This window comes from Streptomyces sp. NBC_01077 (genome assembly GCF_045162855.1).
In the GTDB taxonomy this organism is placed as follows: Bacteria; Actinomycetota; Actinomycetes; order Streptomycetales; family Streptomycetaceae; genus Streptomyces.
Map to the genome: position 1 here is coordinate 9093828 of NZ_CP108669.1, position 24074 is coordinate 9117901.

The window sequence follows — 24074 nt, forward strand, 5'->3', positions numbered from 1 at the left end:
GAGGCGTTGCTGCGGCGGAGAGGTTTTACCCAACGGTCGACCAGCAGCGCGCTGTGGCGTCGTAACGTCACTGCACCCCTTGAACGCGATCGCGGGAGTCTCCGGCGGCTCATTCAGTCCTCCGACGAGACGACCCGTCAGGAGACATGTCATGACCGTTGTGGATACACGCAGCACCGCCGCAGAACTGCCCGGCGGCTGGAGCTCGTTCGTGCTTGGGCAGGTCGGGAGCACGGAATTGAAGGTGTTGCGAATGGACGGGCGTGTTTTGGAAGCAGAATCCCATGACGCAGCGGAAGCACTGATGGTGATGGACGGCGCACTGCACCTGATGGCCGGCGGCATCGAGGTCGAAGTACGCGCCGGGGAGATGTACATCGTCGCGGCGGGAGTCGAGCACGCCGTGCTCCCCGGCAGTCGAGGCACGCTCGTCATCATCGAACACAGTTCAAACGCGCCCTAGTACTCCAGCCGTAGATCGTGATCTTGTTGCTGGAGTGCGGTGGAGAGGGGGCAGCGGTCAGTCGTCGACGAGATCGAGCTGGGCAGCACAGGCGTCCGCTACTCAAGTCCTTCGAGACGGCGGGCATCTTTGATCTCGCTGATCCTGGCAGCCGTCATCGGGGTCCACTCCCTCCTCTGGCCAGCGGCACGGAGGGCTTCTCCAACCTCGCTGAGCTTCACGGAGGACAACACGCCCGCCCGCTCGATCAGGTCGTCCCGGGCCACGGTGGTCAGCCATGTGCACGGAGTAAAGCCTGGACGCGGGAACGCGAACCGCAGCACACCTTCGAAGGGCAGTCCTTCCGGGGCTCCTACGGCCACTTCAACGCCCAGGCCGCTGATGTCGACGCCCGCTGGCGCAACGACCTGCATCGCCTGAAACCCGGATGACTCCTCGTCCGAGAGCAGCACGACCGGGCGTCGCTCATCGAAGTCGACCCACCAGACTTCACCGCGTTGCATGTGTCCTCCTGGCACGAGACGGCGGGCGAACGCTGCGTGCCCCGTGCGGGACACGGAAGGGATGCGGCCCCGTCTTCGCACGTCGTGACCGAGGGGCGGTGAAGGCGGGCGCGGCCACCGTTGATCATCGGTGTGTGAAGACTGAAGATCATGCGGTGACCGCGAGTCACAGCGTAGACCCTGCCCGCTGGCAGGAGGCGTTCGAGGTCCTGATGTCCCGGACAGCGGGCCGGTTCGCGCGGGTTGAACCCCGGCGTCGGGTGCGGGACTTGGTGCTGGGGCTGTTGTCGGACCTGCCGCGCAAGAACTGCTGGAGCATCGCCGAGTGGGCCGGGCAGGCCAGTTCGCATGAAATGCAGCACCTGCTCGGCCGGGCTACTGACGTCAGCTCGTCAGGGTGATAGTTGCTCGACGAGGGTCAAGCCGGTCCCCGCTATGAAGCCGTCGAGGGTGTGGGACCGGTATTGAAGGCGTTTGAGCCTGTTACGGACAAGGGCTTCGAGCTGGTCGAGGGCCATGACGGCGAGGTTGGCGAGGCTGCGTTTGACGTGGGCCCATACCCACTCGACGGGGTTGAGGTCGGGCGAGTAGGCGGGCAGCAGGAACACCGTCAGCCATGCCCGCTCGGCCACGAGGGCCTGCATCCTGCGGGACACGTGGGTGTTCAACCGGTCCCAGACCAGCACGATTGGTGCCCCGACCAGCTGGTGGACACCGTCGATCAGCGCGATGAAGTCCCGCTCGCCCATACTGCGACGGGCACTTTTCCCCGCGGGATGACTCCGCAGGCGGTGACACAGCCGGGTCCGGGAACCCGGCCGCATTGCAATCAGCCCGGCCACTGACAGCCGGCCCGAACGGCGGCCGCTGATGGTGACAACCGGGGTCACTCCGCGCCGGCCCCAGGTCCGTCCCCGCGGCGGCCTGCGGGTGAACCCGGCTTCGTCCTCGAAGCAGACGTAGCCCCCGCAGGCCGCCCTCGCCCTTTTACCTCCGCCCAGGTCGCCTCCTTCCATACGGCGACAGCCTGCTCATCGCGCTCCGCGACCCGCCGGGCGGGCACCTGCGGGCTGAAGCCCAGCCGGTGCATCAGCCGGGTCGCACCCGAGACGCTGTAGGAGACATGGAACTTCCTGCCGATCAGCGTGGCCACCCGCGAGGCGGTCCACACCTGGTCCTCCACCCAGCCATGCGCGGCCGGCCCCTGCTCCAGATACGCGGCCAGCTTCTCCAAAGACCGCGGGGACAGCCGGCACCGCGACCCGCTCGGACCACGGGAGGCCAGCGCCTGAACACCGCCATCCCGCCACAACTGGTGCCACTGATAAGCCGACTTCACACTCACCCGCAGCCGCCGTGCGACTTCCGACGGCTTGATCTGCTGCTCGAACAGTTCAGCCGCCTGCATCCGAACCGTCTCCCGACGCCGGCGCCCCGTCGGCGTCAGCCCGCCCCCATCTGCATATCTCACACCTCACGGATACAGCCACCCGCCTTCACCCGTCAGGGACTTCACACAGATTCACCCCGACGAGCTGAAGTCAGTAAGTGGGATGCCGACACCGTGCGCGATGACGTGCGCGAGTACGTGCTGGAACATCTGCACGACGACGATGCGGTGCTGGTCGTCGATGAGACCGGGGACGTGAAGAAGGGCACGCACACCGTGGGTGTCCAGCGCCAGTACACCGGCACGGCCGGGAGGATCGAAAACGCTCAGGTCGCTGTCTACCTCGTCTATGCAGGCCGCCGCGGACACGCGGCGATCGGCCGCGAGCTGTACGTCCCGCGCTCGTGGACGTGCGACCCGGACCGCTGCCGGGCGGCGGGACTGGGCGAGGACACCGTCTTCGCGACCAAGCCGGAGCTGGCCGCCCGCATGATCGGCCGGTTCCTTGATGCCGGGCACCGTGTGGGCTGGGTCGCGGGCGATGCGGTCTACGGCGGCAATCCCAAGCTGCGGGCCGCGCTGGAAGAGCGCCAAGTCGGCTACGTGCTCGCCGTTGCTTGCTCGGCCGAAGTCACTACGGGCGCGGGGAAGTTCCGCGCGGATGCCCTGGCCGTGAAGGCGCCGAAGTGGGCCTGGCTGAAGCTGTCAGCAGGGGCCGGCGGCAAGGGGCACCGCTTCTACGACTGGGCCGTCATCGACCTGGCCGAACCCCGCCTCGGCAGCCACCAACTGCTGATCCGCCGCAACCGCACCACCGGTGAACTGGCTTACTACCGTTGCTGGTCGCCGGCTGCGGTGCCTTTGGCCACGTTGGTGCGGGTCGCCGGGTCGCCGGGTCGCCGGGTCGCCGGGTCGAGATGGCGTGTGGAGGAGACCTTCCAGTCCGGAAAGGGCCTGGCCGGACTGGAAGGACACCAGGTCCGCCGTTTCACCTCGTGGTCTCGCTGGGTCAACCTGGTCATGCTCGCCCACGCCTTTCTCGCCGTCGTCCGCGCTGACGAACACGCCCGCCATTCCGCCCCGGACGGGCTGATCCCGCTCACCTGCAACGAGATCCAGCGACTATTCACCACGCTCGTCGTTCGGCCCGTGCACGGTGCAGCCCACCGGATCGGCTGGTCCGACTGGCGACGCCGCCATCAGGCCCGAGCCCAGGCCAGCCATTACCGCCGACAAGCCGCGAATCAGACCTGAAGATCACGATCTACGGCTGGAGTACTAAGACGCTGTCTCACGTGGTGATCTTGCCCGCTGCACCGTCATAGACGCTCGGGGTGCGGACGGCCGGCCTGTCAGGCCGGCCAGCTGAGGCGGCCGTCCACGATGGCCGGTAGAGACGTCGGCATCTCGTCGGTGACCCAAGCGAACTCCAGAGCTGTGAGAGTGGCTCCCCGGTCCGTCCATACGAGGATCTTGCCGGTGTAGGCGCCGGAGGGGTCATGGACTTGCGCATCTACGGGCACGAGCTCTTTCGGCAGTGCTGCATGCTCGCAGGGTTCCCGAACCTGCAGGTCGACGCTCACGGAGTCGGGCCCCCAGACAGCGATCACCTCGGTGTGGTCCAGCTGACTCCGCAGTTGCGACGCGCCGACGAACTCCGCTGACAGGACGTGTTGAAGCACTGCGCGCTCGTCGGCGTTCAACGGGCGCGGATCGACGGAAGGGGGAGTCATGCGCCCATTCTGACGTGGCGGGGGCAATCAGCCCAACGCCTACACCGACCGTCGCCGGGGGGCCGCCCGGCAGCGGCATCATGATCGTTCATGGGTGGGGATCTGTCGCAGCGGCTCGTGCCGGATGATCTATGGGCAATGGTCGAGCCGGTACTGCCGTCCTTCCGCTCGCGCCCGCGGGGCGGTGGCACCGCGCCGATTGACCAACATGCCGTGTTCACGGCCGTCGTGTACGTGCTGACCGGCGGGTGCGCGTGGCGGTATCTGCCACCGACGTGCGGAGTGTCGCCGGCGACGGCTCACCGGAGGTTCTCCGTCTGGACCGCATCCGGAGTGTGGCGTCAGCTGCACCGGGTGGTTCTGGACGAGATCGGAGCCCGCGGCGGACTGGAGCTCCGTGATCGTCGATGCCGCCTCGGTGCGCGCGAAGAGGGGGGTCCGCTGACAGGGCGGAATCCGGTCGACCGAGGCAAAGCGGGCAGCAAACCGCATGTTCTGACCGACGCGCAGGGACTGCCTGTGGTCGTCGGGGTGTCCTCTGTCGCGAACGTCAACGATGTCCCAGCGCTTCGCCCACTCATCCTCGGAATCCCGGCTGTCCGCTCACACCGCGGCCCCCGTCGGCGACACCCCGACAAGGTCCGGGCCGGCAAGGCGTACCACTCGGCCGGCAACCTGGCGTGGCTACGCGAACGCAACATCACTCCACGGATCGCCCGGCCGGGCGTGGAGTCCTCCGAACGTCTCGGAAGGCGCCGGTGGAAGATCGAGAGGTCGATCTCCTGGCTGTTCGGATACCGCCGTCTGACCGTCCGCTATGAACGCAAGGGCGGTCACTTCCTCGCCATCCTTGGGCTCGCCGCAGTCATGACCTCTTACAAGAAGCTCTCCAAGATCGCCACATGAGACACCCCCTAAGGGGTCGTTGTCACCCATAGTGCCCGTGTATTTGTCGATTCTTCGAGTGCGGGATTACGGCGATGGTGAGGCTGCAGGTGTGGTTGAGGCCTGCCGGTTGGGTGGGGTGACGAGTGCGGCGGGATGTGTCTCGTGCCTGTCTCATCTCGGGACGTCCGCCTCTCCGCCACCCGCTACGTCTTGTCAGTACAGCCAGAGAAGCGCAACGGTCTCATCGCCCCGTAAGCCGCCGAAGACATTGGCGATGGACCGGCTCGTACCGGACCGGCTCCGATGACGGACTCCTCGATCAGTGTGGTGCGTTTCTGGCCCGGAGCTGCGCGGCAGTTCCTCGTCGGCGGGAGGGGTGATGCCGGGCCAGTGGGTGGGGCAGGGCGTGACCAGGGCGCCGAGGAAGCGCTGGGAAACCGCGCCGAGTTGGCCCAATTGGGGGTCCAAGCAAGGTAAGCCCAAAAGGGGCAGTGGGATGACTTGGTGAATCAGCGGTGCGGTTCAGCGAAAAGCGTCCTCGGCCGGGCCGCGCTCGTCTTCCTGGCCGCCCTGAGCGGTCCAGGCCCCGAAGGGCCCAGGTAGGCCTGGTTCGTCGGAGCCGCTTGGCAGCATCGTGTACCGGCTTGTGGTGACGTACATACGTACCGGCGCCGCGTCTGGGCGGCGCACGAAGCGTGAGGGGCAACGGCCCAGCTGCCTATGGCGGCGTCTCCGCGCTCTGTGTCCGTGCCCGCCCGCCGAAGGCCGTGACCAGCCCGAGAACGCGCGCTTTCGCAGCCGGTGGTTGAGAGTTCGTTGAACTGATCGGTGGAGCGGGCGCTGCGTCAAGTCGAAGGCTGCCTTCTGCCTCCGCGTCTTGGAATCGAAGGCCTACGCGGGCTCATGCAGCAGAATGCCAGCGGCGCGTAACCCGGGCGGCCTTCTGGCCCCGATTCAGCGTTTACCCGTCCGCACGATCCGGTCGGCGGATCCGCCCCGGTGGAGTCTTCGGGCTGGCCCCTGTCGGGCAGGGCCGGCGGGAGGCGGTCGGTGGTGGGCCTGGGTGGGAGCGGGGCGCAGTCGCATTACGTGTCTCAGCCACTCCCAGGGAATCACGTGGGCGCGAGCGATCGGTGGGTGGCGAATTCCCGAGCATCCCCCTGCTGCCCTTCCTCAATGCCGACAGGGAGCCAGGGAGCCAGGGACGGCAGCTCCCGCATACGGGAGGTGCCCTGCGCTGTCTATGTCACGCGGTGCGTTACCCGCTCCTGGCGGTCGCGCCCCTTGGTCTCTGTGAGCCATTGGCGCTGCGTTCCCGAACTTTCGGGCTTGACCCCCCTGCCGCAGGGTGGCACGGGGTGGCTTTCCGCGTGGTGCGGGGTCCTTCGGGATGCGGTGGCTGTCGTGGGAGTCGAGGGTGGAGGCATGGAGATCATGGTGGTGCAGGAACTGCGCAAGGATTTGTCCGGGGACTTCGGTCCCGGCGATCCTGCGGCACGCATCGAGGCGGTCCATGCCGTACCCGTGGAACCGGGTGACCGGACTCTCTGCGGCATTCCAGCGGAGGACATGGAGCGATTGGCCTATCAGCCCAGCGGCCCGGACGTGCCGTGGCTGCCTCCCAACAAGCGGGACTGGGAATGCTCCAGCTGCGCAGAGGCGCTCCGCGTCGCGTGAACGGTTCGACCGCAGCGTCCGGGCCACGGCGTGTAAACACCAGCGGTACGCGGGCTACGGGCGGGCAGGCCGAGGGCAAGGGGACGCGGTCCCTGCGTCGGGGTGTGCGCGGCGGTGACGTGCTGGGCGCCGAGTACGAGGCGGCCTGTGCGCAGCGGCCCTGCCACGGATGAGACGAAGCAACCGCCACCGTGGCGCTGCCCGACGCCAACCCCCCGATGCCACCCGAGCCCGGAGCCCTCCACGCCTCGGGCATCGGCAGCCGCCATTGCCGCCGCGCCGCTGGTGCGCCCTCCACGCTGCCGACCCCAGCGTCACGCCGCACCTTCGCAGCGCCCCAGGGCGGGCCGCGCCGCGGTCGGCCCGGACTGCGGTCGGCCCGGACGGCGGTCGGCTCGGACGACGTCGGCCGTCCGGCTTGTGGACTGATGATCGAAAGAGTGGGCCGTGGGTGGGGTAGGGCGGAGGCCCGGTGTCTTCCTTCAGAGGAAGACACCGCTACTCATCCCGGCCGGCAACCCCGGCACGTTCGAAGGACACGCGGTATGGCCAGCGGCATCGTGAAGTGGTTCAACTCGGGTGCAACGGGTACCGGGAGCTCGTCGAGGGCGAGACGGTCACCTTCGACGTCGCCCAGGGACAGAACGGCCCCCGGGCCGAGAACATCGTCCGCGACTGACGTCCGCGGAGCGTGCCGGCACCGGATCTCTGTGCAGAGCTGCACCACTTCTTCTCCAAGACCACCCGGTCGACCGACCCCCAGCGAAACGCCCATGACACTCAAGGCCAGATGACCGGTGTGCCGGTGCCGATCGAGGTGGCCCCGAGTGAAATAGCCATCGCCTGCGCCGGTTGGACCGCACCCGGCGGTGATGCCGGGCGGGCGGCCCGGAGTGGCACTCTCGCGAATCCCCGCCCCGAGGTGGCGGTCGGGCGTTGACGATCGCCAGCCGTGTTGGGCGTGTCGCTGTCCACGGCCAACCGGACCCCGTTGGAGCCTGAGGGAATGACCGACGACACTCAGGAGTCCCGCTTCCTCCAGGACCCCTATCCGGCCTACGCGGCTATGCGCTCCATATCTCCGGTGCGGCCCGTCCCCGGCACCGGCGGGCGCCCCCGCTATCTGGTCACAGGCTACGCGGAAGCCAGAGAAGCCCTGGGCGACGCTCGCCTTTCGAAGGATACGGCCGCGTTCTTCGAGGGCAAGGGGTCACGGCGCCGTCTGCACCCCGCGGTCGCCCACACGATGCTGGCCAGCGACTCGCCCCAGCACACTCGGCTGCGCAAACTGGTGACTAGGGCGTTCACCACGGGGGCTGTCGCGGAGCTGCGCCCGTTCATTGCCCGGGTCACCGACGAGCTGCTGGATCAGTGGCCCGTCGGCGAGCCGTTCGACTTTGTGGCCAGCCTGGCGGTGCCGCTGCCAGTCATCGTGATCTGCGAGCTGCTCGGAGTCCCGCAGGCGGACCGGCCCGATGTCCAGCGCTGGTCCGCGCAGCTCTTCGCGGCAGGGGAGCCCGATGTCATCGACGCCGCCTCGCACTCGATGGCCGACTACATGACGGGCCTCATCGCCACCAAGCGCATGGACCCCGGCAGCTCCCTCCTTGACCGGCTCATCGCTGCCCGCGACGGAGACGATCACCTGAGCGAGGAGGAGCTGGTCTCCCTGGCTGTGCTCCTGCTCGTGGCCGGCCACGAGACCACCACCAGCGCCCTCGGCAACGCTCTTCTGGCACTGCTCCGGCACCCAGCCGCGCTGGATCGCCTTCGGGTGAATCCCGATGACGTCCCTGCCGCACTGGATGAACTGCTCCGCTTCGACTCGGCGGTGAGCACGGCCACCTTCCGGTTCACCACGGAAGCCGTGACTCTCGGCGGTTCCGGGATCCCGGCCGGAGTCCCGGTCCTGGTCGCACTTGGGGCAGCCAACCGAGACCCAGCGCGGTTCCCGGCGCCGGATCAGCTCGACCTGGACCGGAACGCGGCTGCCCACCTCGCCTTCGGCCACGGCATTCACCGCTGTGTCGGCGCGCCCCTGGCGAAGGCAGAGGCGGAGATCACCCTGCGAGCCGTCCTGACTCGATTCCCCGGCATCCGTCTTGCCGTACCAGCGGATCGGCTGGAATGGCGGCACACCCGACTCGTCCGTGGGTTGGCATCACTACCCGTCCTGGCCTAGCTGAACGCCGCACAGCCGCCAGTGTCGACGATCGAGTTCTTCGGCTCTGTCGGTCTCCTTCAGTTCTGCGACGTCGGCAGCGGCGAGGTGCTGTGGGTGCGTCATGATCCAGCGGACGATGCGTCGGGGTTGAGGGGCGGGCCTGGGCTGCGGCCGGGAAGGCCGGCTGTTGCCTCCGTCCTGGTCGGCGCGGAGGTCTGACGGCGCGGAAGTAGCGGCGGAGGCAAGGGGACTGTGCGGGCGGTTGCCGTCTGGCCGACTACCGCATCAGCTCGGAGTGGGCTTGACCGTCGGCGAACTGCGCGAGGCTGGCCGCGAGGTGGACGCCGAGGTGCTGACGCACATCTCCCCGGCCCGCCGCTCGGTGGTGACCAATTACGGCTTTATCACCGTCGACTACGAGGACGAACTGGCCCAGCCCGGCGAGCAGGGACACCGGCCGTTGCGGACCGTGGCCGTGGTCGATCCCGGAGCCGGGCCGTCGAGCAGGAATCCGACCCGGTGAGGTGCCGGGCGCCCGGAGCGTCGGGCCCGTCAGGGAATGGGTGGCGGAAGGCCGGACGTCTGCGGGTGGCGCAGTGCGGTCGAGCGGGAAGCACGGGCCAAGCGCGGCGAGCTGCGTCACAGCGGACGGGGCCGGTCCAGGGCGCCCCCGTTCGCGCGCCTTGGCCCGTTCGCGCGCTTTCATGCTCCGTACGGGCTGCCCGCCAGCCCGTACGGATCACGCCTGGAAGCCGACGGCGGTTGCGCATGGTCGGCTGGGCTTGGCTGGTTGCGGTCCCCTGACGGCCGGCCGTACACCGCAGAAGGAGGAGTCTCCGATGTCTCGTCGGCATGTCCCGGCCGTCCTCGGCCTAGTGGCGGGCGCGCTGGTGGCGGTCCCCGTCCCAGCGGCTCAAGCCGCCACGGTGCAGGTTCGCTGCTCGGTCCCGGATCTCGTCGCGGCGATCAACGCCGCGAACAGCTCACCCGGACCGGACACGCTCCGGCTGGCGCGCAAGTGCACGTACAGGCTGACGGCGCCCGACACCGTGAACCCCGGCAACGGGTTGCCGGTGATCGCCAGTGAGATCACCATCGACGGGCGTGGGGCCACGATCAGGCGGGAGGGGCGACAGAACAACGTGCCGAAGTTCCGGATCCTCTTCGTCGGACCGGCAGGAAACCTCACGCTCACGCATACGACGATCAGTGGTGGCTTCGCCACGGACTGCCCCGCTTTCCCCGTCCCCGAGGGCCTGGCCTGCGGCGGCGGCATCTCCAACACCGGAACGATGAAGGTGACCCGCAGCAAATTCATCGGCAACACATCCCGGTCCGACGTGTTCGCCCAGGGCGGCGCCATCGACAGCCCCGGCAGCGGAAGCGTGAGCGAGACCGAAGTCACCGGAAACCACGTCATCTACAGCGGGAGCGAAACCGGCGGCGGTGCTGCCGGAGGCGCCATCGCGAACGACGGCCCGCTGACGGTCACCCGCTCCCGGCTGACCGGGAACACCGCGACCGTCACCAAGGACACCCAGAGCACCGCCTTCGGGGCCGGCATCATCAGCTTCGCCGAGACGACCGTCGAGGACACGGTCATCAGCAAGAACCGCTCCTTCGCCCCGGGTGGATTCGCGCGTGCCGCCGTCTCCAACGGCATCCCGGAGCCCGGCAGGCTGACCGTGACCGGCGGCGCGATCAGCCACAACACATCGGATGCTCCGCACGGTGTCGCCCAGGGCGGCGGCATCGCGAACAACGGCCTGATGACCGTGAGCAGGGTGGAGATCAGTGGCAACCGGGCGGTAGCCAAGGGCGGCACCGCGCGCGGTGGTGGCGTCCGCGTGGGCCCCTTCGGCACGCTCGACCTGTCCGACAGCCATGTCAACGGCAACACCGTCGGCGCACCGAACGGTACGGCTCAGGGCGGCGGCCTCGACAACCCCGACGGCGGCACCCTGACAGCCAGGCGCAACAAGGTCCTTTACAACACGGTCACCGCCAAGGACGGCACAGCGCAGGGCGGCGGCCTCTACCACGCCGGCGGAGCCACGGGGATGGGCACCACCACGCTGGAGGGGAACACCATCAGCCGCAACCGGGCGGGCGACGGCGGCGGCATCTTCAAGGCGTCCGGTGTCCTCACCCTGAACGGCGATGTCGTCCGCGACAACCAGCCGAACAACTGCAGCCCGGCCGGCGGGGTCCCGGGCTGTACCGGCTGACGGTCCCCAGAAGCACGCATCCACCCGAGCGCAGGATGGCAGCGGCTTGCCGCAGTGCCGGCACCTGCGCACGCCCAGTCACCCCTGATGCAGAGCAAAGCCGCCAAGCCGCTGCGGGGCCTGGAGGGCGAATGAAGGAGGAAGAGCAGGGTTCCGGAGTCGGAGGAGGGCGAGCCCGCAGCCGCCGTCCGTGGCGAGGGCCGCGCAGTCGAGGGAGGCGATGTGGGAGAGTGCGCCGTGCCTCTCCCACTCCAGCCAGGGCTGGTCGAGCGGCAGTTCCGGGAGCCCGCAGAGCTGCCCGGCCACCGGCCCGTCGCCCGCGTAGGCCAGACGTAGACCCGGGACCGAAGCTTCACATTCACCCAGCACGTCACACAGCCCGGTGTGCATCGGCCGTCTCATCAGCTGGTGATCGGGGCCGACCGTTGGACCTGTCGGCTGGGCTGCGGAGGTCCTTCACGGGTTTTCCACGCGGAGGGGTGGGGAGATCCGCAGGACTCGACCGTGGAGCATGCTTCGGAGGACTGGGTTCTGCTGGTTGGCGCGGGTCGAAGAAGGCCATCACGCGCTGCCTCATGCCTACTCTCAGATGGTCGTAGCTGCCGCCTGACCGTCGCCTGGCAGCCGGAAGAACTGCAAGGCATGGGGGTGTCCGGCGCGAAGGACGTCGTCGGCCGGCCCGTGTGCCCGTGAGCGTCGTTAATCGGTCGTACTGAACGACCGGTCGGTAAACCTGACGCGTCCTTGCGCAGGCCGGCAGTCGCTGCGGGGCCGGAGAGAGCGGGTGCGGGCCCGCGGCGGAGTCGCCCGGCATCGGGTCTGACCTGCTGAACATTCATTCGATCACCGGCATATGGGCGTAGGTGTCCGGATAGTGACCGCGAAGGTGCGATCGCTCTGCGTGTCAGACACACTCCGAAGCGCAAGCGAGGTGGTGATCGGAAGGTGGATGCCGCCTCAACTCTTCGAATCGAAAGTGAGTCCCCTTCATGCTTCGCCGTTTCGCTGCGGTCTCCGCGTCCGCTCTCCTCTGTCTCGTCGGCACCGCCGGTGTCGCGGAAGCCCGGACCGACAGCCTGTACACGCCCTCCGCCGTCGTGCTGAGCATCAGCAAGGGTGCCGACGCGAGTTCGGCCACTGTCCTGCGTGCGGTCACGCTCAGCTGCGCGCCGACCGCCGGCGGAACGCACCCCGCCCCCGAGGCCGCCTGCGCCGAGCTCAAGGCCACCTCCCAGGGTGGCGCCTTCGAGGGGCTGCTGGCCTCACCGGACCCGGACCGCATGTGCCCGCAGCACTTCGACCCCGTCACCGTCACCCTGGACGGAGTGTGGGAGGGGTCCCGCACCTCGTGGCAGTACACCTTCGCCAACACCTGTGCCATGGGTGTCACCCTGAACGACGGGGCGGCCTTCGCGTTCTGACCGGCTCAGGTGGGCTGCGTGGGGCTGATGACGCTCCGGCCGAAGGCCGAGCCGACATGGTCGGACGAGGAGCGGGCCACATTCGAGGGGCGAGTGCGGCCCGTGGTTCCGCGCGTGGCGAAGGAACTGGGCCTGTGGCAGTCGGCCGGGTCGCGGATCTGGCGGGCGTTGGGCCTGCAGCCGTACCGGACGGAGACGTTCAAGCTGTCGACGGATCCGTGCGTAGTCGACAAGGTCCACGACGTCGTCGATCTCCACCTGGATCCACCTGAGCGGGCTCTGGTGTTTTGTGTCGACGAGAAGTCGCGGATCCAGGCCCTGGGCGCTCGCTGCCGGTGCTGCCGATGATGCCCGGAGTTCTGTAGCGGACCACTCACGACCACTCACGACTACGTCCGGGCCGGCACCACCATTCTGTTCGCCGCTGTGGAGGTTGTATTGCTCGGATTGTTTCTCGTATCGGCGATCGGCGATCGGCTGTTCCGCCAAGCGTGATGCAGCCCCGTGTGGTGCCGTGACGTTCGCCGGGGCCTGGTAGGCCCCGGCGAACCGCTTCACTTGGACTGCGTGGAGAGGCTCACACCGCTGAAGTTCTGCGCGGCGGCGAGGCTGAAGTAGACCCAGCCGGACGGCGGGTTGTCGATCGTCAGGGTCTCGCTGTTCCCGGCATTGGTCGATTTCGACTGGTAGCTGCCGGTGGTGGCCCAGCTGCTGCCGCCGTAGTACAGGTCGGCGTTGCCGGTGCCACCGCTGCTGGTGATCGTCAGCTGCTTGACGCCGGCCGGCAGGTACACGAAGTGGTAGCTGTAGTTGCCGGTGGAGGCGGTGAGGTTGTCCCGGCGGCAGTTCTGCTCGAACTGACGGGGGTCGCTGATGGTGCAGAGAGGGGCGGAGACGGCCGAGGCATCCGGCAGCGGGCCGCAATCGTTGGTCGCGCAGTCGGTCGTCAGCCAGGTTGCGAAGTCCGCGTCGTAGCGGGTGCCGATGGTCTGCTTGAGGAAGGTACGGGCCCCGGTCCAGTCACCGGAGCGGTACTTGTTGAGCACGGTCTCCACGTCGGCGGGGTGCTTCTGGAGCATGTAGCGGACCGCGAGGAATCCCCAGCGGTAGACCCGGTTGGAGTTGACCTCGGGGTCCTCCTCCTGGCCGTAGACGGTGTCGAACAGGTCGCTGAGCTTGTACGTCTTCTTGCCGGCCTCGGCGATCGCGTCGGCGTTGCGCTCGTTGCGGTAGCCGAACGAGATGTTCTCGGCGATGCCCTCGACCCACCAGATGGTCGGCGTGGTCATGCCCGCCTCGAAGTCGCCGTACATGTTGTAGCGGCCGTCGAGGTAGTGGGTGTACTCGTGGTTGAGGTTCCAGATCTGGAAGTCCGGGCGCAGCCAGTGGGCCTCGTGGGCGATGAAGCGGGCCTGGTTGCCGGGAGCGGCCGGGTTGCCCTCCTCGTACATGCCGCCGTTGTCGACGTCGATGTTGTAGATGGCCCAGGCGTACAGCGCGTACTGGGTGTAGTCGTCGAAGACGACGACCTCCAGGTTGGTGTTCACGTCGCCGGGGATCGCGCCCTTGTCGCCGATGACCCGGTGGAAGTAGGCGTCCTGGTTGACCAGGCTCGTGCAGGTGCTCGCCAGCTGGCCGGGGGACATGTCCTGGGCGTGGATCTTCAGGCCCGGGTTGCACGTGTGCTGGATCGGCAGGACCGCGGGAAGCACGCGCTCGCCCAGGTCGCAGATGGCGTAGGCCGCGCAGTTGTTCCTGTCGTACTGGCGCGTGTACCAGCCGAGGTTCATGGTGATCGGGGCGGTGGGGCCGACGTTCGGGTACCTGTTGATCAGGTTCTTCAGCAGCGGTCGGACCCGGTCCTTGAGCTCGGGGACGTCGAGGGCGTAGCCGAGGTAGCGGCCGACGTTGCTGACGACGTCCAGGCGGTTCAGCTGCGCGCCGTTGCGCGTGATGAAACCGGCCCAGGTGTCGAGGATGGCGGGGTCGGCCTTGAGGGCGGCCCGCCAGCCGCGGCCGTCGTTCTTGGCCTTGAAGCCGTTCTCGACGACCCACTCGACGTGCTGCATGGCAAGGTTCATCTGACCGGGCCACGTACCGTCGTAGCTGCCGAGCATCCACTTCAGGACACCGGCGTACCGGCCCGCCTCGTGGGTGCTGTCGATCAGGGTGACGACCTCGTTGAGGATCTCGCCGTTGGCGTCGGTGACGTCCTTGCTGCGCGGGGAGGCGAAGAAGGCGTCCAGCGCGCCGCGTGCCGCGCCCTCCAGGGCCGTGCCGTAGTCGCCTACGACGTCCGCGTTGTTGTCCTGCACGTAGTAGCCGGCGCGCAGGAACAGCACCAGCTGCCCGGTGGCGGTGCTGTTGTTGCCCGCGTACGTCGCGGAGTTGTCGCGCAGCGCGTTGGCGACGGTCACCATCTGGGCTTCGCGGAAGGTCTTCCGCGCGTTCTCCCCGGTGAGGTTGAACAGCGGGTAGGTACAGGTGATCTGGGGGAGCGCCTTGAGCTGCTGGACCAGCGCGCTGCCCGTGGAGTTGATGACGCCGGAGAGGTCGCTGCACGCGTCCGCGGGGGCGGCCGACGACCACTTGCTCGCCTTGGCGGCGGGCGCGGGTGCGGGCGCCGAGGGGGACTCCTCGGCAGCGTCCTGCGAGGAGAGCCGGAAGCGGGGGGTGACGCTCATCGCGTCGGGCGACTTGGGGACCGGGATCGACCGTGGTGCCGAGGCTGCGGTTGCACCTGCGTTCGCACCGGTCGGAGCCGTGGCGTTGATGGGGGCGGCTTGGCTCTGCGGCGTGAACAGCCCGAGCGTGATGAAGACGGCTGCGCCGAGCACGGGAAGTCTTCGCGCGCGGGTCTTCGATATCCGGAAGGGATGCATCTGCGGGGGCCTCCGGGGCCGTTGTGGCCACGTGCTGGGGAACACGGGCGGCTGACACGTGACGTGTAAAATTTCACATGTCGCATTGTTCTGGAAGCCTTCTGGCTGGATTCGTCGACCGTCGCAACGGAAAAGTTGCCGACCTCCCGCCCCGAATCCCCACTAACCACTCACATCGGTACGTGAGTTGGAAGTGCCCCGCCGTCCCGGCGCCCCTACATGACCGCGTGGAGGGCGTTCGCGGCGCCCCGGGGTGGGCGCTGAGGCACGCCGACGAAGGCAGGCGAAGGCAGAGGAAGGCAGAGGAAGGCAGAGGACCGGGCCTGCGGCTCAGAACAACCAGCCAGGCCCAGGACCGACCGACCGACCGACGGGCGGGCCTGGCCGGACCGCTGCTGGGACAGTGCTGCGCGGCGTGAGGGCCGGCAGTGCGGGGCCAACGTGCCGTGAGAACACCTGGCTCTGCGCATCCGGCGCCATCCGGCCCCATCGGCTCTACCTATGAGTGATGAGTTGGGGCAGCCCATGGAGCCTGTACTGGGGTGACTCGAATCATCGCTGGCATCTCGGTCTCTCTCGGCGGATTCGTCACCGGGCCTTGCCCCGGCCCGGACAACGGTCTGGGCGCCGGCGGCGCGGCCCTGCACGCCTGGGCCGTTCTCCGACGACCTCAGCGACCCGCAGAACTTCCAGAAGAACGTCCACTGTCCGCTGGGGGAGTCCGCCATTGCCCTTCGTGTGCCATGCCAGGTCGTCGAGATTCACAGGTCACAAGCCTGGAAAGCCACCCCGCGGGGCCGTTTGTCCGGGTGCTGACACCCGCCTCAATGCCGCCGGTCGACTCGCTTTGGTGGCTTCCGTCGCCCTCGCGGTGACGGCCCGTACGGCTCTGACCGCCGCCCCCGCCCCCGCCCCCGCCATCCCGGCCGTCCCGCTGGCGGCGTCGGCCCCCGCCGTCTCCGCGCAGGCCGCGCAGGAAGCAGTCGCTCCGTTGGCCGTCCCCGCCGACTCGGTGATCGTCAGCGCGGGCAGGACCGGCATCTCACCCGTACCGGCCCGGACAGCGGTACCGCCCACCGGTGGAGGGGCCACAGTCGACGGCGCGACCACCGTCCTCCCGGTCTGGTCCTACCAAGGCGGCCCGGGCCTGGGCATCATCGTTCCCCAGGCCAGGGTGCCGAGGGAGACGTAGCCGTGCTTGGCGTAGCGAGAGGCGACCGTCTGCGACTGTTGGAGACAGCTCGCCGCGCGTGTTGTGGGGGGCGACGGTCAGGCGCACGTCATGGGTGTGAACGGCCATGCGGCGACCCGGCGGCGCGGGCCATCCCGGTCAGGTGGCAGGCTGGGAGGCGAAGACCCGTTCCAGGAGGGCGTACAGGCTGTCCCGGTCCTGGTCGCTGAGCCTGTCCAGGCCCTCTTGAGTGGTACGCATCTTCGCGCGGATCGCGTCGGTGACTCGCTCGCCCTCGTCCGTGAGGATGACGTTCTTGACGCGCCGGTCGGATGCGCTCGCCTCGCGGCGTACGAGCCCTCGCTTCTCCAGCCGGTCGATGATCCCGGTCATGTTGGAGGCGTCGCAGGTCATGGTCTCGGCCAGGGCGCGCATCGCGGCGGGACCCCGGCGCAGCACGGTCAGTGCCTTGCCCTGGCTCGCCGTGAGGTTCTCGCTCGCCGCCGCGACCGTGAAGTCGCCGTAATAGATGCCGAGCGACACCGAGAACAGCTCCATGAGCTGGGCCGTGTCGACGCGGGGGGCTTCTGCGCGAGGAGCTCCTGTCATGAGGACCACTCTATCCCGAGAAGCTTGACTATCTCAAGTATCTACCTCTACCGTCCTTTCATTGCGTGAAGTTCTCAAGCATCAAGGTTGTCAAGTAATACCCATGAGGAGCGTCCCTGTGACCGTCACCACGTCCCCCGCCTCCCGAGCGGCCGAGATCCTGTCCCGGCCCGTCGCGCTGAACGGCCTGACCATCCCGAACCGCATCGCGATGGCGCCGATGACGCGGATGTTCTCCCCCGGTGGCGTCCCCGGCGAGGACGTGCAGTCGTACTACGCCCGCCGCGCCGCCGCCGGCGTGGGCCTGATCGTCACCGAGGGGACCTACGTCGGCCATGAGTCGGCCGGGCAGAGCGACCGTGTGCCGCGGTTCCACGGTGAGGAGCAGCTGGCGGGGTGGGCGAAGGTCGCCGAGGCGGTGCACGCGGCAGGCGGCACGATCGTTCCGCAGCTGTGGCACATCGGCATGGTGCGCAAGCAGGGCCAGGCGCCTTACGCCGACGCCCCGGCCATGGGCCCCTCCGGCATCCGCCCCGACGGCACCGAGGGGACCGGCAAGGCGATGACCCAGAGTGACCTGGACGACGTCATCGGCGCCTTCGCCGAGGCAGCCGCGGCCGCCGAGCGCATCGGCTTCGACGGCATCGAACTGCACGGAGCCCACGGCTACCTCCTGGACCAGTTCCTGTGGGCGGGAACGAACCGCCGTACCGACGCGTACGGCGGCGACGCCGTGGCCCGTACGAAGTTCGCGGCCGAGATCGTGGCCGCGGTCCGCGCGAACGTCTCGTCCGACTTCCCGGTGATCTTCCGCTACTCGCAGTGGAAGCAGGACGCCTACGACGCGCGGCTCGCCGAGACCCCGGAGGAGCTGGAAGCGATCCTGACCCCGCTCGCCGCGGCCGGCGTCGACGCCTTCCACGCCTCCACCCGCCGCCACTGGATCCCCGAGTTCGAAGGCTCGGACCTGAACCTGGCGGGCTGGACCAAGAAGCTCACCGGCAGGCCCACCATCACCGTCGGCTCGGTCGGCCTCGACGGCGACTTCATCCACGCCTTCGCGGGCGAGGGCGCCCCGGTGCAGGGCATCGACGACCTCCTCGACCGCTTGGAGCGCGACGAGTTCGACATGGTCGCCGTCGGCCGCGCGCTGCTTCAGGACCCGGAGTGGGCGGCGAAGGTCCTGGCGGGGCGGACCGATGAGATGAAGCCGTACGACGCGGCTGCGGTGAAGACGCTGAGCTAGGGCGCGCAGCACGGTGCGCCCCGCATCACGTCGACGTGGGGCGACGCTGCGGCGTCCGGTCCAAGCAGACTTCAGCTGGCGAGTCGAGTGCCCACCGGGCCGCTCCCTGACCAAGCCGCACCCAGCAGCTCGAACCCTCGAACTCGCGACCATCGCTGTCGTGCCAAGGGTGGCCGCGTGGGCGGGCCGGTCTGGATCGGTGTCCGACCCCGGGCGCTGGCTTCGGCCCCGTCCGTGCTGGTGCCACTCGGACCCCTGTGCGCCTCGTCCGGCGGTGGAACCCGGGCGGGGCGTGCTGCTGTGTCCGGACAGGTTGTCCGCGACGCCGGTCGTCCGGCTGTCTCGTCGGGTGGTCCCCGGTGGCCCCGCCCGCCGCTTCTGCCCTGCGCGGCCACTGGCCGGACAGATCGCCCGCTCGGGAGCTCGGGAGCTCGGGAGCTCGGGAGCTCGGGTGCTCGGGTGCCCTGGGGGCTGGCTGCGTGTGGCTGTGGCCCACTGGACCAGGAGGTGCTGGTACTTCTCGGTGTGCAGCTCCTGGTCGGGCTCCCCATCCATCAGCCGGCGGATGGCGTGGTCGATCTCGACGACGGCAGGCCGCAGAAGGCTTCGGGGCTGGGAGCGGGGAGGCGTATTCATCACGGTAGGGGTCGGGTCTGACCCGTTGCGGTGATCAGCTCAAGCCGCCCCGTACTCGTGCGCGCGGCCGCCCCTCCATTTCACCCAGGCGGGTTCGTCGAGCAGGGTGTCGGTGTCTGGGTGTCCAGCGCGCCGGAGGAACTCGACGACGTCCCTGTCGCTGTGGGCGAGGCCGAGGATGTTGTCGCCGTGCACGGTGACTCGTCGGCCTCCGGTGGGGGAGGGTGGGTGGACCACTGTCGGGGTGCACTCTGACCGGCGGCAACTTCAACGACGTCACCCAGCTCATCCCACTACTCCGGGGCGGGACGCCCGTTCGGGGCAAGCGCGGCCGGCCGCGGCGCCGCCCCGACGTGGTGCTCGGCGATCGCGGCTACGGTCACGGCAAGTCCCGCCGCCTCGTCCGTGCGCTCGGCGTGAATCCGCTGATCGGCCGCCGGGGCACCGAACGGCTCCGAACACGGCTCCGGACTCGGCGCCCCACGCTGGGTAGTCGAGCGAGCCTTTGCTCACCTGCACTGGTTCCGCCGCCTGCGGATCCGCTGGGAGATCCGCGACGACATCCACGAAGGTCGTGGACCTGCTCGGTGGTTCCGTCCGCCTTCCACTTGGCGTGATGCCCTCTCACTGCGCATGGTGTCGCCCAGCGCGCCGTTCTGGCGGCGCATCTCCTGGGCGCCGGTGTAGAGGAGGCCGACGTCCTCGTTGCGCACGGCCGGGACGTCCAGGTTCTCCACGTCCTCCGGCGGGCTCGACACGCGTTCGTCCCCTCGTCCTTGCGGACGCGAACACCCAATCTCGATCGTCCCGGTGCAGCTATCGGTGTGCGTAGCCGCTGACCTGCAAGATCACATGTGAACGAGCGGGGACCCACGCAGGGACACGGCTGTCGCGGTTCTGGTCGTCAGAGAGCTGTGCCCCCGTACGAGATGGGGGCACCAGGGGTGTCCAACGACCACTCGGCTCGCCTGACCCGGGCCGTGTCCCCCGCAGGGACCGCCGTATCCCCACCCAGCGATGGGGGTGCGACGGTCCCCGCGCCACTCCTCACTCAGTACCTAGCGATGGCGCCACTTCTCAGAGCTGGGTGATGGGGCGCATCGCAAGGCCCTCGGTGCCGGCCCAGCCGTTCACCCGCGCCGCGTCGTCGACGGAGACCGTGCCGAGGGCGTCGGGCAGGTCGAAGATGAGCGTGCCGCTCAGCTCGGTGCCCTCACCGGCGACCAGGGTCGCGGTGAAGCGGTCGGACTGGTCGTACTCCGCCTCGCCGCCCTCGTCGTTCCCGAAGACGTACAGGCCGGCGTAGGCCTTGCCGCCCCCCTCGACGACGACGGGCTCGGTGTCCGGCTCCCCGAGCGTCTCGACGATCGGGGCGTCGTTGCCGGCCTTGAGCCGCACCTGCGGCGCTTCGTTGAGGACGCACGGCGTCTTCGCGTTGTTGGTGACGGTCAGCAAGAAGTGGCGGGGGGTCTTCCCGGTCTCGTCCTGGAGCTCGACGGCGGTGGTGAGCCCGTCCGCCTCGCAGTCCGCGTACTTCGTGCCGTTGCCGCCGCCGGTCTCGCCGCTGTCCCCGGTCCCAGTGGCCGTCGGGCTGCTGCCGCCGGTCCCGGCGTCGCCCGTGGGCGCGGTGGTCTCCGGATTGCTCCCGCCGGCCGACGAGGAGCCCGAGGGGGCGGCGGTCGACGGGGCGGCGGCGGGCGGCGACGCGGCGGCCTGGTCGTCGCCCTGGCAGGCTGTGGTCGTCAGCAGAGCCGCGACCACGGCCGCGCCCAGGACAGCGCCGCGCAGGCATCGACGCGGTGAACCGTCTCTGACCGTCTTCGAGTTCATGCCGTTCTCTCTTCCCCCGTGACCGACCCGGAGCCGGTCCGTGTGCAAGCGACATCGCTATTGTTGCCGTGTGGGGAAGCCGGTTCACCAGCATCCCGCGTCTGTTACAGGCCTCGTACGAACCGGCAGCCATGACGTGACCGGGGCGGCGCAGGGGCCGTTCTCAAGCGCGCGCGGGGAGCAGCGCACGGTGCACGACTGATGTGTGGGTGGCTGGCGGACATCCCTGCGGGCGCGGGGAGCAGCAGGCCGATCGCGCTATGGCCGCGGACGGCATCGGGCCATTTCTGGGGATGCGGGGAGCAGCGCCCTTCTCATCCGGGCACGTGCTGAGAGACGATGCGTCGTCTCTCGTGGGACCTCAGCTCGCTTCGCCGGAACCTGACGGATCGGAGACGTCGACGGTGTCAGGTCCGTGAGCGAGGTCGGCCACGCGACGTCATCGATGGCGAGCCACGGCGCAGCGGCTACGGCGGTGGGTGTCACCCCGGTGAACGCCTTGACCTCGCGGTGGAGGTGGGCCTGGTCGACGTAGCCGCTTGCGGCCGCCACCTGGGCGGCGGCGTTACCCGCCGCGAGGAGATGGGCGGCGTGGTCGAAGCGCACCAGCCGGGCGGCGCGCTTGGGGGTGAGGCCGATCTGGGACCGGAAGCGGGACCACAGGCGCTTACGCTCCATCCCACCTCGTTCGCCAGACTGTCGACGCGCACCCGTCCCCGGCTGGTGAGCATCAGCCACCAGGCAGCGGCCACCTCTGGATCAAGCGACGGGCGGGCGCTCATCCGTCGGCCAAGGGCATCCACTGCGATCGTGAACCGCTCGTCCCACGACCCGGCCGCCCGCAGCCTTTCCTCGGCTCGCCCGGCGTCGCGGCCCCAGACATCCTCCAGGGAGACCACCGTCCCGCTGAGGTCGGTCGATGCGCCGAGCACCGCAACCGCCAGGACCGGTGACAAGCGGATCTGGAGGCACTCGATCCCCCCGGCCGCCCGGCCTCCGAGCCGAAGGTCGCCCGGTACCAGTCCAACGACCGTGCTGCCGCATTCGCGCCGGCCGTGGGCGTCGTAGACAAGGCTGTCTCCGTCGCTCAGGTCCACGAACAGAGTGACCGAGGGGTGCGCGACCATGGCGATATCAACGCGTTCCGGAGCACGTTGGCGAAATCCAGCCATGCTGACCCCCGGCAGCCGGCCCGGCTGCCGGGGCACGGCTACCTCTACCGACGCCCAGTCAGGTGGTGATTCGGAGGACCTCACAGCACCAGGCTAGGCGATGGGTGTCAGAGGCCCGTCGCTGCGAAGCGCAGCAGCAACTCGCCGGTTGCCTCCGGCGCTTCGAGCATGGGGAAGTGCCCGACGTCGGGCAGCTGCTCGACTCGCGCGTTCGGCACCGTGTCGTACTGGTGCGCCGAAGACGGATCCCAGCGGGGGTCGGCAGCGCCGAAGATCACCAGAACCGGGACGTCGAGTGCGGTCAGGCGCGCGGGTATGCTCCTCTCGGCGATGTACGCGCCGTTTTGGCGCAGCACCGTCCTGAACGTGCGGTAGCCAATGCCCCGTACGTCGGCGATCAGGTCGTCCGGGACGTCCACCGGGCGGTTGCACACCGCGGTCACCCCCCCCGGCGGAGCATCGCGTCGGAACGGACTCTCCATAGAAGCGGGCCGAGCGGCGGGCCGATCAGGACCCGAAGGAGGACGGGCTGCGGAAGGAGCGCGTCGGGACTCGGGCCACTGCTGATCAGTGCGAGCGAACACACCAGGTCCGGGCGCTGTTCGGCGAGGGCGGTGGCGATGTATCCGCCGCTGGAGTGCCCGGCCACGGTGACTGGACGAAGCCCGAGCTCATCGAGCGCCGCGGCCAGGCTGGCTGCCTGCTCAGCCACGCCGTACGACGGCGCGGGCAGGGACTGACCGTGTCCCGGGAGGTCGATCCGGATGACGTGAAACCGGCTGGCCAGTGCCGGCACTACCGGGCCCCAGGAGCTGCCCGAGGCCCCCGATCCGTGGATGAGCACTAGCGGCGGCGCCTCCCGCGGGCCGTCGTGGACCACGTGCATCCCGTGCAAATGCTTACCGTCGTAGATACCCATACACGGGAGGATGCCTGGGCTGCCGGTCCTCGGTCTTGTACAAATGTCGTCACGGGGCCGACGATCGCCAGGCTTCCGTCTCCACGGCGAGCAGGAGGGCAACTACGCATGTGCCTTGCCCCCCGGTGCCCCTGCCGGTCTCGGACCCGTTCGGCCTCGTGATGCGCAGTGACCGGTTGTTCCTGCTTGGCGCGGACGAGCGGGGCATCGACACCGCTACCCGGGCGGATGCCGTCCATCACCTCCGACTGACGGATGACGGAGCTGTCATCATCGGCCGAGAGAGCCTCGTCTTCCCGAACGGCGCCCCGCCAGACGCTATGGCCGCCCCGTGTGCCGGGTTCCGCACGTCTTCCTACGCGCCCTCCATAGGCTGCGGCTTGGTGGGTACTGACCGTGCCAGCGCCCTCGGCCGGTACAGGGAGGTGGGCGACCTGGCACCACGAACTCCGGCCGTCTTGAAGCTTGGGTGCCGTACCTGCCGTACCTGCCGTACCTGCCGTACCTGCCGTACCTGCCGTACTGGCCAGGTACGGCGCTCGGACGGCGTCAGCGGCGGGACGTTCCGAGGGTCTGGTCGGCCGTCGCGAAGCGGTGCTCCGTCGGGTTCAGCACGTCGTAGAGATGGCCGAAGTACTCCGTCTCCGCCGTTCCTGTGAGCACCGCCGACAGGAAGGCGAGGCACCCCATGTCGTGCTGCTCCCACAGGGGTCCGCGCCCCTCGTTGTAGAGCACGGTCCACTCGTCGGGCTGCTGGCCGGGTCGCGCCAGCCAGTACAGGAACGCCCCCGTGCCCTCCTCGAATGCCCACGGCAGGACCCGCGCCCCCTCTTCCAGCAGGCCGGCCGGCTTCGCCTCGAACTCCCACAGGTCGGTCAAGACCTCCTCCCGTTCCGTCGTCTGCGCATGCAGGTCGCAGTCGCTGTAGGCGGAGTTGGGGACGAGCAGCCAGATCGTGTCGTCGAAGATGCCGTCGCCGTATGTCTCGACGAGCTGCTTGTAGTCAGCGGGTAGAGCCGTTCCCAGGACGCGTTCGGCCTGCGCCCAGGCCACCGCGGGCGGCGGTTCGGCGGGCGGCGGGCAGAGGCGGACCAGGGCATCGAGGGCGATCATGGAACGGACGCTACTGGTACTTCAGACGG

General features: G+C 69.0%; 20 protein-coding genes and 7 pseudogenes. 14 read left to right on the forward strand and 13 right to left on the reverse strand.

The window, feature by feature from the left end; translation table 11 throughout:
• Positions 1–151 precede the first annotated feature (151 nt).
• Positions 152–463 (forward strand): cupin domain-containing protein, encoded by a 312-nt coding sequence (locus OG462_RS40700; RefSeq protein ID WP_406065910.1) that lies wholly within the window; start codon positions 152–154, stop codon positions 461–463.
• A gap of 98 nt (positions 464–561) precedes the next feature.
• Here OG462_RS40700 and OG462_RS40705 read toward each other — a convergent pair whose 3' ends face one another.
• Entirely contained in the window at positions 562–966 is a 405-nt protein-coding gene (locus OG462_RS40705; protein WP_128382092.1) for a type II toxin-antitoxin system PemK/MazF family toxin, read from the reverse strand.
• A 155-nt stretch (positions 967–1121) separates the two neighbouring features.
• On the opposite strand from OG462_RS40705, the pseudogene OG462_RS40710 reads away from it, so the two are divergent.
• Positions 1122–1343 (forward strand): annotated as a pseudogene (locus OG462_RS40710) (IS701 family transposase); the annotation flags it as partial.
• A gap of 15 nt (positions 1344–1358) precedes the next feature.
• On the opposite strand, the gene OG462_RS40715 reads toward OG462_RS40710, so the two are convergent.
• Together OG462_RS40715 and OG462_RS40720 are read right to left on the reverse strand one after the other, a co-directional pair.
• On the reverse strand, positions 1359–1967 hold the full coding sequence (locus OG462_RS40715) for a transposase (protein WP_406066281.1): 609 nt from the start codon (positions 1965–1967) through the stop codon (positions 1359–1361).
• Positions 1853–2413: a winged helix-turn-helix domain-containing protein gene (locus tag OG462_RS40720; protein WP_266977486.1), complete on the reverse strand. Its 561-nt coding sequence runs from the start codon at positions 2411–2413 to the stop codon at positions 1853–1855. The genes OG462_RS40715 and OG462_RS40720 overlap by 115 nt, the downstream gene beginning before the upstream one ends.
• Positions 2414–2503: 90 nt before the next feature.
• Between OG462_RS40720 and OG462_RS40725 the strand changes: the two are divergent.
• A pseudogene (locus tag OG462_RS40725) lies at positions 2504–3610 on the forward strand (IS701 family transposase); the annotation flags it as partial.
• Between the two features lie 98 nt (positions 3611–3708).
• On the opposite strand, the gene OG462_RS40730 reads toward OG462_RS40725, so the two are convergent.
• Positions 3709–4089 (reverse strand): hypothetical protein, encoded by a 381-nt coding sequence (locus tag OG462_RS40730; protein ID WP_406065912.1) that lies wholly within the window; start codon positions 4087–4089, stop codon positions 3709–3711.
• 90 nt (positions 4090–4179) lie between these two features.
• On the opposite strand from OG462_RS40730, the gene OG462_RS40735 reads away from it, so the two are divergent.
• From OG462_RS40735 to OG462_RS40760, 6 genes and pseudogenes are all read left to right on the forward strand, one after another.
• On the forward strand, positions 4180–4995 hold the full coding sequence (locus OG462_RS40735; RefSeq protein ID WP_406065914.1) for an IS5 family transposase: 816 nt from the start codon (positions 4180–4182) through the stop codon (positions 4993–4995).
• A 1407-nt stretch (positions 4996–6402) separates the two neighbouring features.
• Positions 6403–6654, forward strand: a complete 252-nt coding sequence (locus OG462_RS40740; protein ID WP_406065916.1) for a hypothetical protein — start codon at positions 6403–6405, stop codon at positions 6652–6654.
• Positions 6655–7199: 545 nt separating this feature from the next.
• A pseudogene (locus OG462_RS40745) lies at positions 7200–7333 on the forward strand (cold-shock protein).
• A gap of 327 nt (positions 7334–7660) precedes the next feature.
• On the forward strand, positions 7661–8836 hold the full coding sequence (locus tag OG462_RS40750) for a cytochrome P450 (RefSeq protein ID WP_406065918.1): 1176 nt from the start codon (positions 7661–7663) through the stop codon (positions 8834–8836).
• A gap of 283 nt (positions 8837–9119) precedes the next feature.
• Positions 9120–9341 carry a hypothetical protein gene (locus OG462_RS40755; protein WP_406065920.1) on the forward strand — a complete coding sequence of 74 codons (222 nt, stop codon included), beginning with the start codon at positions 9120–9122 and terminating at the stop codon, positions 9339–9341.
• Positions 9342–9657: 316 nt separating this feature from the next.
• Positions 9658–11046, forward strand: coding sequence for a hypothetical protein (locus OG462_RS40760; RefSeq protein ID WP_406065922.1), 1389 nt, complete (start codon positions 9658–9660; stop codon positions 11044–11046).
• A 78-nt stretch (positions 11047–11124) separates the two neighbouring features.
• On the opposite strand, the gene OG462_RS40765 is transcribed toward OG462_RS40760, so the two are convergent.
• Positions 11125–11436: a hypothetical protein gene (locus OG462_RS40765; RefSeq protein ID WP_406065924.1), complete on the reverse strand. Its 312-nt coding sequence runs from the start codon at positions 11434–11436 to the stop codon at positions 11125–11127.
• A 599-nt stretch (positions 11437–12035) separates the two neighbouring features.
• On the opposite strand from OG462_RS40765, the gene OG462_RS40770 reads away from it, so the two are divergent.
• Positions 12036–12467: a subtilase-type protease inhibitor gene (locus tag OG462_RS40770; RefSeq protein ID WP_406065925.1), complete on the forward strand. Its 432-nt coding sequence runs from the start codon at positions 12036–12038 to the stop codon at positions 12465–12467.
• A 153-nt stretch (positions 12468–12620) separates the two neighbouring features.
• Positions 12621–12902: pseudogene (locus OG462_RS40775) on the forward strand (IS630 family transposase); the annotation flags it as partial.
• Positions 12903–13021: 119 nt separating this feature from the next.
• On the opposite strand, the gene OG462_RS40780 reads toward OG462_RS40775, so the two are convergent.
• Entirely contained in the window at positions 13022–15151 is a 2130-nt protein-coding gene (locus OG462_RS40780; protein ID WP_406065927.1) for a collagenase, read from the reverse strand.
• A gap of 1048 nt (positions 15152–16199) precedes the next feature.
• Here OG462_RS40780 and OG462_RS40785 point away from each other — a divergent pair.
• Positions 16200–16541: a hypothetical protein gene (locus OG462_RS40785; protein WP_406065929.1), complete on the forward strand. Its 342-nt coding sequence runs from the start codon at positions 16200–16202 to the stop codon at positions 16539–16541.
• Between the two features lie 138 nt (positions 16542–16679).
• Here OG462_RS40785 and OG462_RS40790 read toward each other — a convergent pair whose 3' ends face one another.
• A complete protein-coding gene (locus OG462_RS40790; RefSeq protein ID WP_406065931.1) occupies positions 16680–17129 on the reverse strand; it encodes a MarR family winged helix-turn-helix transcriptional regulator in 450 nt (149 codons plus the stop codon).
• A gap of 118 nt (positions 17130–17247) precedes the next feature.
• On the opposite strand from OG462_RS40790, the gene OG462_RS40795 reads away from it, so the two are divergent.
• The gene (locus tag OG462_RS40795; RefSeq protein ID WP_406065933.1) at positions 17248–18375 is read left to right on the forward strand and encodes an NADH:flavin oxidoreductase; all 1128 of its coding nucleotides are present in this window, start codon (positions 17248–17250) and stop codon (positions 18373–18375) included.
• A 675-nt stretch (positions 18376–19050) separates the two neighbouring features.
• Here OG462_RS40795 and OG462_RS40800 read toward each other — a convergent pair.
• A complete protein-coding gene (locus OG462_RS40800) occupies positions 19051–19248 on the reverse strand; it encodes a hypothetical protein (RefSeq protein ID WP_406065935.1) in 198 nt (65 codons plus the stop codon).
• On the opposite strand from OG462_RS40800, the pseudogene OG462_RS40805 reads away from it, so the two are divergent.
• Positions 19239–19584, forward strand: a pseudogene (locus tag OG462_RS40805) (transposase); the annotation flags it as partial. The gene OG462_RS40800 and the pseudogene OG462_RS40805 sit on opposite strands and share 10 nt — an antisense overlap.
• Here OG462_RS40805 and OG462_RS40810 read toward each other — a convergent pair.
• The 5 genes and pseudogenes from OG462_RS40810 to OG462_RS40830 form a co-directional block, all read right to left on the reverse strand.
• Entirely contained in the window at positions 19521–19769 is a 249-nt protein-coding gene (locus OG462_RS40810; protein ID WP_406066936.1) for a hypothetical protein, read from the reverse strand. The pseudogene OG462_RS40805 and the gene OG462_RS40810 sit on opposite strands and share 64 nt — an antisense overlap.
• Positions 19770–20088: 319 nt before the next feature.
• Positions 20089–20841 (reverse strand): DUF4232 domain-containing protein, encoded by a 753-nt coding sequence (locus OG462_RS40815; RefSeq protein ID WP_406065937.1) that lies wholly within the window; start codon positions 20839–20841, stop codon positions 20089–20091.
• A gap of 384 nt (positions 20842–21225) precedes the next feature.
• A pseudogene (locus OG462_RS40820) lies at positions 21226–22013 on the reverse strand (helix-turn-helix domain-containing protein); the annotation flags it as partial.
• A gap of 107 nt (positions 22014–22120) precedes the next feature.
• Positions 22121–22932: pseudogene (locus OG462_RS40825) on the reverse strand (alpha/beta fold hydrolase).
• 549 nt (positions 22933–23481) lie between these two features.
• Positions 23482–24045: a hypothetical protein gene (locus OG462_RS40830; RefSeq protein ID WP_406065939.1), complete on the reverse strand. Its 564-nt coding sequence runs from the start codon at positions 24043–24045 to the stop codon at positions 23482–23484.
• Between the last annotated feature and the right edge of the window lie 29 nt (positions 24046–24074).